The 11,691-nt window shown below is 75.9% G+C and carries 11 protein-coding genes; 4 read left to right on the forward strand and 7 right to left on the reverse strand.

What is annotated here, in order from left to right; translation table 11 throughout:
* Nucleotides 1–2: 2 nt before the first annotated feature.
* Nucleotides 3–2,507, reverse strand: coding sequence for a helicase C-terminal domain-containing protein (locus ACIPYS_RS39370; RefSeq protein WP_400755378.1), 2,505 nt, complete (start codon nt 2,505–2,507; stop codon nt 3–5).
* A gap of 801 nt (nt 2,508–3,308) precedes the next feature.
* Between ACIPYS_RS39370 and ACIPYS_RS39375 the strand changes: the two genes are divergently transcribed.
* Together ACIPYS_RS39375 and ACIPYS_RS39380 are read left to right on the forward strand one after the other, a co-directional pair.
* Complete coding sequence (locus tag ACIPYS_RS39375) at nt 3,309–4,013, forward strand: hypothetical protein (RefSeq protein ID WP_400755380.1); 705 nt, start codon at nt 3,309–3,311, stop codon at nt 4,011–4,013.
* Nucleotides 4,014–4,243: 230 nt separating this feature from the next.
* Nucleotides 4,244–4,618 (forward strand): VOC family protein, encoded by a 375-nt coding sequence (locus ACIPYS_RS39380; protein ID WP_093861519.1) that lies wholly within the window; start codon nt 4,244–4,246, stop codon nt 4,616–4,618.
* Here ACIPYS_RS39380 and ACIPYS_RS39385 read toward each other — a convergent pair.
* The 4 genes from ACIPYS_RS39385 to ACIPYS_RS39400 form a co-directional block, all read right to left on the reverse strand.
* Nucleotides 4,615–5,373: a potassium channel family protein gene (locus ACIPYS_RS39385; RefSeq protein WP_400755382.1), complete on the reverse strand. Its 759-nt coding sequence runs from the start codon at nt 5,371–5,373 to the stop codon at nt 4,615–4,617. The two genes, ACIPYS_RS39380 and ACIPYS_RS39385, sit on opposite strands and share 4 nt — an antisense overlap.
* A gap of 204 nt (nt 5,374–5,577) precedes the next feature.
* On the reverse strand, nt 5,578–5,877 hold the full coding sequence (gene tatA, locus ACIPYS_RS39390; protein ID WP_030393690.1) for a Sec-independent protein translocase subunit TatA: 300 nt from the start codon (nt 5,875–5,877) through the stop codon (nt 5,578–5,580).
* A 205-nt stretch (nt 5,878–6,082) separates the two neighbouring features.
* Entirely contained in the window at nt 6,083–6,718 is a 636-nt protein-coding gene (locus tag ACIPYS_RS39395) for a class I SAM-dependent methyltransferase (protein WP_093861521.1), read from the reverse strand.
* A 185-nt stretch (nt 6,719–6,903) separates the two neighbouring features.
* A complete protein-coding gene (locus tag ACIPYS_RS39400) occupies nt 6,904–8,457 on the reverse strand; it encodes an MFS transporter (RefSeq protein ID WP_400755384.1) in 1,554 nt (517 codons plus the stop codon).
* 136 nt (nt 8,458–8,593) lie between these two features.
* Between ACIPYS_RS39400 and ACIPYS_RS39405 the strand changes: the two genes are divergently transcribed.
* Entirely contained in the window at nt 8,594–9,244 is a 651-nt protein-coding gene (locus ACIPYS_RS39405; RefSeq protein ID WP_400755385.1) for a TetR/AcrR family transcriptional regulator, read from the forward strand.
* A 4-nt stretch (nt 9,245–9,248) separates the two neighbouring features.
* Here ACIPYS_RS39405 and ACIPYS_RS39410 read toward each other — a convergent pair whose 3' ends face one another.
* On the reverse strand, nt 9,249–9,566 hold the full coding sequence (locus ACIPYS_RS39410; RefSeq protein WP_093861523.1) for a cupin: 318 nt from the start codon (nt 9,564–9,566) through the stop codon (nt 9,249–9,251).
* Between the two features lie 188 nt (nt 9,567–9,754).
* Here ACIPYS_RS39410 and ACIPYS_RS39415 point away from each other — a divergent pair, with 188 nt between their 5' ends.
* Nucleotides 9,755–10,021 (forward strand): hypothetical protein, encoded by a 267-nt coding sequence (locus ACIPYS_RS39415; RefSeq protein WP_030393695.1) that lies wholly within the window; start codon nt 9,755–9,757, stop codon nt 10,019–10,021.
* A 163-nt stretch (nt 10,022–10,184) separates the two neighbouring features.
* On the opposite strand, the gene ACIPYS_RS39420 is transcribed toward ACIPYS_RS39415, so the two are convergent.
* A complete protein-coding gene (locus ACIPYS_RS39420; protein WP_173862101.1) occupies nt 10,185–11,342 on the reverse strand; it encodes an acyl-CoA dehydrogenase family protein in 1,158 nt (385 codons plus the stop codon).
* Nucleotides 11,343–11,691 lie beyond the last annotated feature (349 nt).

Below are 11,691 nucleotides of genomic sequence, written 5' to 3' on the forward strand. Positions count from 1 at the left end.
GGTCACTCGTCGAGTTCGGCGACCCCGGTGATCCGGTGCAGCGCGAAGGTGCGCAGCTCGCCGTCGTGGTGGTCGAAGGCGGTGACGTAGCCGCCCTCGACCTTCACCGGGTCGATGATCCGCTGGCTGGCGAGGCCCTCCGCGTTGAGGTAGCCGATCCACATCCGCTCGCCGAGCAGGACCGCCGTCTGCAGGCTCGCCAGGGTCTCGGCGGCGGCGGTGCGCGGCAGCTGCCGCCCGGACGCGGCGGCGGGCTCGCGGCGGACGGCGGTGGCGGCCCGGTCGCCGGCCCGGATCGCCTTGACGGCGGCGGCGAGCAGGGTGTCGTCCGGGGTCGGCGGGCCGTCCGGGACGGGCACCGGCGCCGCCCGGGGCGGGGTGCGGTGGCTGTCCGGGCGGGTGATCAGCACATCGCCGTCGGCGGACTCGGCGGCCGGCGCGTACCCCATCGAGCGCAGCGTGCCGAGCAGGACGTCCGGCCCGGCCTGGGCGGCCAGCACGGTCGGCGCGAGCAGCCGCAGCCGCAGGTCGGCGGAGCGGCGGTCGGCCAGGATCTCGTTCAGCAGGGACGGGTCGTCGCAGCGCAGGTAGGACGAGGCGGCGCCGACCCGGAGCAGGCCGTGCCGGCGGGCCACGTCGTCGATCAGGTAGCCGAGCGGCTGCGGGAGCGGCGTGCGGGAGTGCTGGTCGAGGAAGGCCCTCAGGTCGGCGGCGCTGCGCCCGGCGTCGAGGGCGCGCCGGACCGACTCCGGGGTGAAGCGGTAGACGGTCGCGCCGCCCTTGGACTCGATGTCGGCGCAGAGCGCGAGCGCCTGGGCGAGCGGGGTGAGCAGCGGGCCGGGCGCGATCGCGGTGAGGTCCGGCTGGAGGATCACGTGGTCGAGCGGCTGCGGCAGCAGCGGGGCGAGCACGGTGGCGGGGTCGGCCTCGGCGGTGAGCAGCGCGCGGGCGGGGGCGGCGAGGGCGCCGCGGCCGGTGACGCCGAGGAGTTCGGCCTCGGCCAGGGTCCAGTCGACCAGGTGTTCGCGCAGGTCGCGGCCGTCGGGGTCGGTCGGCCCGCCGCGCAGCGGGCGCTGCCAGCGCAGGGTGGGCAGGAGATCGGCCGGGGTGGCCGCGGTGCCGGGCGGGAGTTCGGCGAGCAGGGCGAGGGCGGCGCGGCGGACCTGCGGAGCGAGGGTGCGGTCCAGTTCGGGGCCGAGCACGGCGCGCTGCTTGCCCTTGCTGTCGGCGGTGCCGGCCAGGGCCGGGACGCGGGTCGCGGCGAGCCAGGCGCGGGCCAGCACGGCCCAGCGGGCGGCGGTGTCCAGGCGCAGCCACTCGTCGTACCCGGGGGTCGGCGCCCAGTGCTCCTCGACCTCGCCGTCCGGGGCCAGCAGGCCCGAGGTGTGGGCGAGTTCGAGCCAGAACGCGGCGATCTGCTCGGTGCTCTCCAGGGCCTGGGCGGTGCGCTTGAGATCGCGCACCCCGAGGCCGCCGGCGCGCAGGGTGGGCGGCGGGGTGAGGCCGCAGAGTTCCAGCAGCTCCTCGACGGTCCGGACGGCGGTGTGCGCCTGCCCGGCGGCCGCGCCGTCCACCGTCGCGGGATCGCGCGGTGCGGCGGTGGGCGCGGGTTCGGGCTGGAGCGGTTCGACGGTGCGGTGCGAGCGTCCGCCGCGCAGGTGCAGGGCGAGTTCGCGGGGCAGGACGACGCTGCCCGGGCTGGTGGGCAGCAGCAGGCCGCGGGCCAGCAGCCATTCGACCGGGCTCTGGGCGTCCTGCGCGGTGACCGGGCGGGTGGCGTCCGGGACGGTGCCGGTGGGCGGGCCCCAGACCAGCCGGTCGAGCAGTCGCAGCGCGGCCTCGGGGGCGGTGGCGAGCAGGGCCTCACAGCGGGCGCGGTCGCCGAGCAGGGTGGTGAACGCGGCGACGGCGGTGACCGGGTCGGGCGTCGCGGGCTGTCCGGCGGAGGTGAGCAGTTGCTGGAGCCGGGCCGGGGACATGCCGGTGCTCGCCTCGGCGAAGGTCGGGCCGAGGCCGGTGCGGCCGGGGTTGGCGGCGGTCGGCGCGAGCGCCTCGCGGGCCGCGATGACCAGGCGCAGACCGTTGTCGGGCCCCCAGAGCAGGGCCCGGTCGCGCAGGGTGGCCAGGGCGCGGGGCAGCGCGGCGGCGACGGCGGCGCGGTCTGCGGTGCTCAGCGGGGTGGCCTCGGGGTGCGGCTTCACCTTGGCCGGTCCGGCCAGCAGGGTGCGCACGGCGGCCGGTGAGGAGGCGTCGGGGAGCGCGGCCAGGGCCTCGGCGGTCTGCAGGGTGAAGCGGTCCAGGCGTTCCAGCGCACGCAGGGCGGAGGCACGGGAGGAGAGCCGGGCGGTGAGCTGGGTGAGGTCGCCGGGCACGGGGTTGAGCAGGTCGGGGCGGGACCGGAGCAGGGCGACGAGGTCGTCGTCGGGCCGGGCGCGCAGCTCCTCGGCGAGGGTGCGGGCGCCCGCGGGGGACTTGGCCTGGCGCTGTGGGCCCTGCTGTGTGGTCATTCGACCTAGGTTAGTCGGGTGGCGGCGGGGCGGGAGGGCCCCGGCGCCGGTGGATCCGGGGGCGTCGGCGTGGTTCCGCGGGGGCGGCGGGCGCACGGGGGTTGACGGGAACGGCGGGGTGGCGGGGGAGCGGTGGGGAAGGGGCCGCGGTCGCGGGGCCGGGGCGGGTACGGGTGACGTCGGGGCCGGGCCGGGTGCCGCCGGGGTGAACCCGGGTGCGGCCGGGCGGCGTTCCGGCTCGCGTGGCGGGGCGGCGGGTGGGTAGCGTCACGGTCGGCGGGGACGACGCCGCGTGCGGACGGGTGGCGGGTCCGGTGCGGTGCGGCAATCGGTACGGCAATCGGTGCGGCAATCGGTACGGGCTAGGCGGGGTGCGTGGGGATGTCGGACGGCGAGTGGTGGCGCAAGCAGGGACCCTGGAGCGAGCCGCCGGGGGGTGCGGGGGCCTCCGGCGGGAGCGGGAGCGGTGACGGCGACAGCGTGTACGCGGGGGAGCCGGCGCCGGCCGTCCCGCCGCGGCCCCAGGAGCCGCCGCGTCCGGCCGGGCCGCCGTCCGGCGGGGCGCCGGGTGGGGCGTCCGGTGGGGCGTCCGGCGGATCGGACCCGGACGGCGGGGCCCCCGGGGCGCCCGCCGCGTTCCTGCCGCCCCCCACGCGTTCCGGCCGGGACCGGGGCACGGACCGGGCCGCCGACCGGCGCGCGACCCGGGGCACCGACGGGAACGACGGATCGCCGTGGTCGGCGAGGCCGGCCGATGACGCCCCCGCGGACCCGGAGGCGCTGCCGCCGGCCTACCGCGCCGTGAGCACGGGCCACTGGGACTACGTCACCATCGACTTCGGGGACGGCCCGGTCGCCTCCAACCGTCCGATCCCGGAGCAGCGGACCGCCACCGACGCCGGTGCGGCGCCCGGCGCCGGCGAGGACGCGGCCCAGGGCGACCCGGCGGCGCCGACGGACGGCGGGGCGGCCGGGAAGGGCAACCGGAAGGGCAGGGCCAAGGGCGGCGGCAAGGAGCCGGCCGGGAAGCGGACGGGCGGGAAGAAGGCCCCGGCCCGGGGGAAGAACGGCCCCGCCGGGTCGGGCCCCGCCGAGGGCGCCCCCGGCGCCAAGGGCGGTCCGGGCAAGGCCCCGGGCGGGCGGCGCCCCTCGCCCCTGCTGCTGCTCTCCGCCGCGGTGCTGGTCGGCGGCGCCGTCACCGGCCAGCTGATCGCCATGCTGATCGGCTGGGCGCTCGGCTACCTGTCCCGCCAGCTGTCCGACTTCATGCGGAAGCTGGCGGTGTTCGGGATCCCGCTGATGGTCATCAGCGGCAGCTCGCTCTTCTACTGGGGCCGGGCGCAGGGCCGTTGGGGCACGGCCCCGGCACCGGGCGAGCAGGGCTCGCACGCGATGTGGGAGGCCGCGCCGGGGGTCCTGCGGGTGGCGGCGGTGCTGTCGGCCGTCTTCCTGCTCCTGATGTCCCTGCGCCGGAAGGGCGGCGGAGCGGCGGGCGCCGGTCAGTAGCGGGCAGCCGTCCTGATCCTGTCGCCGAGTCAACTCCGTTGCGGGGAAGCGGAAAAGGGCGAAGTCGTCGCCTGCTGTTCACGGGAATCCCCATCCCCGTCCGATGGAACTGCCGGCCGTGGTGTCACCGATGCGCAACCGCTGCAGGAGGTCTCCCGTGCCCCCGTCCCGGCCTGACCGCGCACCGGCCGACCGGTGCTCCGGTCGGCCGGTCGGGCACAATCGGCGGCATGCTGAGACTCGGTTCGGTGGTGCTCGGAGTACTGGACGTCGGCCGCGCGGCGGCGTTCTGGGGCGAGGCCCTGGGGTACACGCCCCGGGACGGCGAGGCCGGGGACGACTGGGTGGTGCTCGTCCCGGCGGCCGGCGCCCCCGGGGTGCAGGTGGCGCTCGGCCGGAGCGGGACGCCGCCGCAGGAGCACCCGCGGGTGCATCTGGACCTCTACGCGACCGACGCGCGGGACCAGGCGGCGGAGGTGGAGCGGCTGGTCGGGCTGGGCGCGAGCCGGGTCGACTGGGACCTCTACCCGGAGGACCCGGACTTCGTGGTGCTCGCCGACCCGGACGGCAACCGGTTCTGCGTGATCGACACCGGTCGCTCCTAGCCGTCCTCGGGCCGGCTGTTCCGGCGTCCGTCGTCCCCGGGCCGGCCGTCGTCCTCGGGCCGGCCGTCGTCCTCGGGCCGGCCGTCGTCCTCGTCGTGCCGGCGGCCGCGCAGCAGACCCCGGCTGCGGCGGCCCTGGCCCGGGCCGGGGCGCGGTCCACCGCCGTGGCCGTGGCCGTGGCCGTGTCCGAGCCGGTGGCCGGGAGCGGCGTCGCCCTCGGAGCGGCGCGCGCGGACCTCCATCCCGGAGCGGACGGTCCGGCTCAGGGCCCCGGCCGCCGCCGCCAGGAACACGAAGTTGTAGGTGATCTGCAGGAGCACCACCAGCCGCGGCCCCTGACCCGCCGCGGTGATGTCGCCGTACCCGATGGTCGCCATCGTGACGACCGTGAAGTACAGCGCGTCCAGACGGGTCACCAGCCCGTCGAACTCGCCCGGACGGTCGGCCAGGACGTAGTAGGTGCCGGCGAAGACGGTCAGCGAGAAGCAGATCAGGAAGGCCAGCCAGACGCCGGGATGGCGGCCGGTGCCGCGCATGCTGTCGACGATCCGGGCCAGCAGCAGCCCGGTCAGCAAGGTCAGCACCGCGGCGAAGACCATCCAGCTCACCAGCGGGTGGTCGTCGCCCAGGGTGCGCAGCGGCAGGGTGAAGTAGCCGAGCATCAGCAGCGCGAACGAGCCCAGCAGCAGTCCCCAGACCCGGAGGTCGGGACGCTGCAGGGACGGGGGCGTCGGCGGCTGCTGGTTCGCGGACATCGCGGCCAGCCTGCCCCGGAGCGGCCCGGCCCGCCGCCCGGGCTGCTCCGTCCGGGCGTGGTCCGGGGCCGGGGCCGAGCGCCGGGGCCGGTCGGGTCGGGGCCGTTCGGGCCGGTGGGGTCGGGGCTGTTCGGCCGGGTCCGGACACGACGAAGCCCCCGCCGTTCGGGGCGGGGGCTTCGGCCGGCTTCGTACCGCCGTGGATCAGGCGGTGGTGGACCGGGGCGCCTCGGTGGCCTTGGTCACGTTGGTCGGGTTGACGGCGGCCGGGCGGGGCTGCTCGGCGGCCGGCTGGGCCGGGGCGGCGGTGCTCTGTGCGGTGCCCGGCGCGGCGTCGGCGGCGGGAGTGTCGTCCTCGCGCATCGCCTTCGTCTCCGCCTTCAGGATCCGCATCGACTTGCCGAGGCCGCGGGCCATCTCCGGCAGCTTCTTCGACCCGAACAGCAGGATCACGACAGCCAGCACCACAAGCACGTGCCAGGGCTCAAGACCGTTACGCAGCATCCCTGGCCACCGGTCCCTTCTCGTCTAGAGTGATACGTCACAGTTGGGCAAAGCGCCCGTCCTGGCCAGTATGCCTGGCCGCGGCGGCGAACGTATACACCGGCCGGGAAACGCTGGTCAAAAACCAGGTGCTGCGCGGGCGGACGGCCCGGGGGCGCGGAGGTCCGCCGGACGCCCGGGCGGTCAGCGCCGGACGCCCTGGCGGTCAGGTCCGACGGGCCAGCAGATAGCCGCGGCGGGTCGGCGCCTCCTCGGGGTACGGGTCGCGCTCCAGCCGGGCCGTGACGGTGAAACCGGCCTCCGTCAGCAGCCGGGCGACGGTGTCGGTCTCCAGGGAGCGGAAGTCCACGTCCACCCGGTGGCCCCACCACTCGTCCAGCGTCTTCACCTCGGTGCCCCGGTGGAACGAGACCAGCAGCACCCCGGACGGCCGCAGCACCCGACGGATCTCCTCGAAGGCGGGCCGCAGTTCGGCCGGTTCGAGGTGGATCACCGAGTAGAGCGCCACCGCGGCGGCGAACTCCCCGTCGGCGGCGGGCAGCGCCAGCAGGTCGCCGACCCGGAACTCCGCCCCGGGGTGCTCCCGCCGGGCCACCGCCACCATCGCGGGCGACAGGTCCACCCCGACCGCCGCCCCCCGCTCGCCCAGCCAGCCGGTGATGTGCCCGGGACCGCACCCGAGGTCCGCCACCGTCCCCCCGGCGGCCTCCTCCAGCACCACCCCGAGCAGCGCCCGGTCCATCACCTTGAACGCCAGCTCACCCCCGATCCGCTTCCGGTACTCCTCCGCCACCGTGTCGTAGCTCGCCCGCACCCGCCCGTGCACACCGTCGTCGCTCATCCCGGCAGCCTGGCACGCGGATCGTCCCCGCGCGGGCGAACGGCGGATCGGGCCCGCGCGGGTGAGCGGCGGATCGTCCCCGCGCGGCCGAACGGGCCCGCCGGCCGCCGGACGCGGCAGCCCCCGCCCGGGGTGGGCGGGGGCTGCGATGACGCGCGTGCGGGGGACCGGGTGGAGCGGGCGGGTCAGACGGTGGCGGGCTCGGGGGTCTCGGCGGCCGCCGGGGCGGCGGCGGGGAGGTGGCGCATCAGGCGGTAGGCGAGGAGGGAGGCGCCGACCGCCAGCACCAGGCCGACCACGGCGGCGACGTGCAGGCCGTCGGTGAAGGCGGCCCGGGCGGTGACGAGCAGGTCGCTGCCGAGCCGGCCGGGCAGCTGGGCGGCGACGGTGACGGCGCCGCCCAGGGTGTCCTGCGCGGTGCGGGCGGCCTCGCCGTCCAGACCGGCCGGGAGGGCGCCGTCCAGCCGGGAGCGGTAGACCGCGGCGCCGGCCGCGCCCAGCAGCGCGATCCCGAGGGAGCTGCCGAGCTCGACGGCGGTCTCGGAGGTGGCGGAGGCGGCGCCGGCCCGCTCGACCGGGGCGGCGGAGACGACCATCTCGGCGGTGAGCGTCATGGTGCCGACGGTGCCGGCGGCCAGCACCCCGGCCGCGGTGAGGACGAGCGCCAGCGGCGAGTCCGCGCCGACCAGGGTCATCATCGCGAAGCCGGTCGCGCCGATCAGGAAGCCGCCGGCCATCATCGCCGCCGGACGGACCTTCCCGGCGAGCGCCGAGCTGGTGCCGACGGCCGCGCCGACACCCACGCTGGGGACGAGCGACCAGAGCGAGGCGGTGAGCGGGCTCATGCCCTTGACCAGCTGCAGGTACTGCGAGGTGAAGAGGGTGAAGCCCATCATCGCGAACATCGCCACGGTGTTGACGGTGATCGCCCCGCTGAAGGCGCGGATCCGGAACAGCGAGAGGTCGAGCAGCGGGTCGGCGGCGGTGCGCTGACGCCAGTAGAACGCGCCGGCCAGGAGCAGGCCGACCGGGACGGCGAGCGCGGCGACCGGGTCCCAGCCGTCCACCGCGAGCGTCTTGACGCCGTAGACCAGGGGCAGCACGGCGCTCATCGAGAGGACGGCGCCGAGCAGGTCGAAGCCGCCGCGCTGCGGGGATCGGTACTCGGGGAGCAGGACCGGGGCGGCGACCAGGACCAGGGCCATCACCGGGACGGCGAGCAGGAAGACCGAGCCCCACCAGAAGTGGTCGAGCAGCAGGCCGCCCGCGACCGGGCCGAGGGTGGCGCCGGTGGTGAGGATGCCGCCCCAGGCACCGAGCGCGATCTGACGCTGCTTGGGGTCGTGGAACATGTTGCGGATCAGCGCGAGGGTCGAGGGCATCACGGTGGCCCCGGCGATGCCCAGGGCCGCGCGGGCCGCGATCAGCTGGCCGGCACCGTCCGCGTAGGCGGCGAGCAGCGAGGCGCCGATGAAGCCGGTCGCGCCGGTCATCAGCAGTCGGCGGCGGCCGATCCGGTCGCCCAGCGCGCCCATCGTGATGAGCAGCCCGGCCAGCAGGAACGAGTACATGTCCATGATCCACAGCTGCTCGGTGCCGCTCGGCGCCAGCGTGGTGGAGATGTAGGGGACGGCGAAGAAGAGGACGCCCATGTCCATGGTCAGGACGAGGGTCGGGAGCAGGAGGACGGCGAGGCCGATCCATTCGCGACGGCCTGCGCGGCCGGTGGTGGCGGTCATGAGGAAGACGGTACGGACGTGTCAGACGTTTGTCTAGTACGAGCGTCTGAATCGATCGTGCGAGACTGGCGTACTAGACATGTGTGCGAGACGGACGTGCAAGACAAACGTCTGGATCGGACGTAGCATGGCGGGCATGGGAAATCGTGAGGACCTCATGGCCGGCGCCAAGCAATGCCTCTTCGAGAAGGGCTACGCGCGCAGTACCGCGCGGGACATCGCCACCGCCTCGGGCGTCAGCCTGGCGGCGATCGGCTACCACTTCGGCTCCAAGGAGGCGCTGCTCAACGCGGCGCTGATCGAGGCCACGGGGGAGTGGGGTGCCGTGCTGGCGGCGGTGGTGGCGCGGGCGAGCGAAGCGTCCGAGGATCCGGCGGAGCGCTTCGTCGCGGTCTGGGACGGTGTGCTCGGGACCATCGCCGAGCACCGCGGCCTCTGGGCCTCCCAGTTCGAGGTGATGCTGCAGGCGGACCGGGTGCCCGAGCTGCGGGAGGCGCTCGCCGGAATCCAGAAGGAGGGGCGGCTCGGGCTGTCGGCGCTGTTCCAGGGGCTGCCGGAGGTGCCGGACACCGAGGAGGAGCTGTCCCGGGGGATCTTCTACCAGGCGCTGCTGGTCGGCCTGGCGGGTCAGTGGCTGGCCACCCCCGACCTGGCGCCCCGCGGGCGGGACTTCCTGCGCGGCCTCGAGCTGGTCGGCGGCTCGGTGCTGGGGCCGAAGGACGCTCCGGCGGACGTCCCGGCCGGCGTCGCGGCGGACGGCCCGCGGTGGCACGGGCCCACCGGCTGAGCCCTCAGGCGGTGACGGCCGTCAGCAGCACCACCGAGTCGAGGTGGGCGAGCAGGCCGTGCCGCTCCTGCGGGACGGTCTGCAGCTGACCGGCGGAGAGCTCCTCGCGCCGCCCCGCGACGGTGAGCGACACCCGTCCTCGCAGCACCTGGAGGCTGGCGGCGGCCGGGGCGTTGTGCTCGTCGAGCGAGGTGCCCGCGGTCAGGGCGATCACGGTCTGCCGCAGCACCCCGTCGTGCAGCACCAGATGGGCGCTGCGGCCGTGCGGGCTCTCGGCGGCCCTGGCCGCGTGCTCCGCGACGAGCTGTTCGAGATCGACCATCGCGCGTCCTCCTGCCGTCCTGCTGTCGCTCCGCCGTGCCGTCCCGCGGCGCCGCCGTCCGGCTGTCGCGCCGGGGAACCCTTGCGGCCCAGCGTCCCGGACCCGCCCCGCGCCCGCACGCCGAGCGGCGCCCGCGTGCGGACGCGCTCGGCGTGCGGAGGCGGCCGACTGCACCCATGGTGGAGGGCATGGCGACCAACGAGCGTTCTTTCAGCGGGTTCCAGGTCAACCGCTCGCTGCTGGCCGGCGGCGCGGTGCTCACGGGCATCGGCGCGCTGTTCGGGACGGCGGGTGCGGTGATGGTGTGCGCGGCGCTGGCCACGGCCGGCCGCGACTGGGTGCGGCGGCTGGACACCCCGCCGCAGGCCCTGGCCCAGCGGGCCCTGCACGAGGCCAAGGTGGCGTCCTCGGCGGGCTGGGAGGCCTGGCGCACCGAGCACCACTCGCCCAACTGATCACCGGGCCGGGGCCGTTCCCCGGTGGCGGCGTCCGCCCCTCCGCTCGGACGGGTGAACGCCGCCGGGGGTCCGGTGGCCGGACCGGACCGGACCGGCACCGGACCGGCCACCGGACCGAAGGCCGGGCCGCGTGCCGGACTGCCGGCCGGGCCGCGCCGGACTACAGGCCGAGCGACTTGGCGACGATGCTGCGCATGACCTCGCTGGTGCCGCCGTAGATCCGGAAGACCCGGTTGTCGGTGTAGAGCCGGGCGATCGGGTACTCCAGGATGTAGCCGTAACCTCCGTGCAGCTGAAGGCACTTGTCGATCACGACGGACGCCGACTCGGTGCAGAACAGCTTCGCCGCCGCGGCGTCCGCGACCGTCAGCCCACCGTTCTGGTACAGCTCCAGCGCGCGGTCGACCATCGACTGCTGCGCCATCACCTGCGACTCGCAGTCGGCCAGCGTGAACTTGGTGTTCTGGAACTCGGCGACCGTCTTCCCGAACACCTTGCGGTCCTTGACGTACTGCACCGCGAACCGCACCGCGGCCGCGGCGGCCGCGTACGCGCCGACCGCGATCGCCAGCCGTTCCTGCACCAGGTTGTGGGTCAGGTAGCCGAACGCCTTCCCCTCCTCGCCGAGCAGGTTCTCCACCGGGACCTTGACGTCCGCGAAGGCCAGTTCGGCGGTGTCCGAGCTGCGCAGACCGATCTTCTGGAGCTTGCGGCCGACCGTGTAGCCGGGGGAGGCGGTGTCCACGCAGAGGATGGAGAGCCCGGCCCGGCGGTTGTCCGGGTCGTACGGCGAGGTGCGGCAGACCACCAGGACCAGGTCGGCGAGGACGCCGCCGGTGATGAAGGTCTTGGCGCCGTTGAGGACGTAGTGGGTGCCGTCCTCGGAGAGCCGGGCGGTGGTGGAGATGCCGGCGAGGTCGGAGCCGGCGCCCGGCTCGGTCATCGCGATCGCGGTCATGATGTCGCCGGAGACGAACCCGGGCAGCCAGCGCGCCTTCTGCTCCTCGTTGGCGTACTCCAGCAGATAGGGCAGCACCAGGCCGGTGTGCACACCCGAGGACCCGAAGCCGACGCCGGCCCGCGCGGTCTCCTCGGCCACCACCGCCTGGTACTTGAAGCCGCTCTCGCCCGCGCCGCCGTACTCCTCGGGCACCTCGATGCCGTAGACACCGAGTGCGCCCAGCGTGCGGTAGAAGTCGCGCGGCGGATGGCCGGCGGCCTCCCAGTCCTCGTACACGGGGACGACCTCGTTGGCGATGAAGTCGCGGATGGTCTCGCGGAAGGCCTCGTGGTCCTCGGTGAACACGGTGCGGCGCACGGCGGCGCTCCCTTCGACGTGCCCGGCACGGCGCGGCCGGGCGGCCCGCCGATGGCCCCACAAGTTAATCGGGGGTAGCTTCGGCTGTCCAGGGTCGGCGAAGGGGCGTGCGCGCTGTTCTCGCTGGTCAACGGCGGAGTGCTGATCCGTCGCACAGGTGCCCGGTCTCCCGGAACCGCCGGCCGTCTCCCGGCGCCGCCGGACCCGGGAGACGGGAGCGACGCGGCCGGGGGGCGGGGGGGGGGGGGGGGGGGGCCCCCCCGGGGGGGGGGGCCCCGGGGGGGCGGGGGGCGGTGGCCGGGTCGGCGCCGCAGGTGCCCGCGTTACCCGGGGGCGCGAGGGGGGTGGG

Source organism: Kitasatospora sp. NPDC089913, assembly GCF_044748625.1.
GTDB lineage: Bacteria > Actinomycetota > Actinomycetes > Streptomycetales > Streptomycetaceae > Kitasatospora.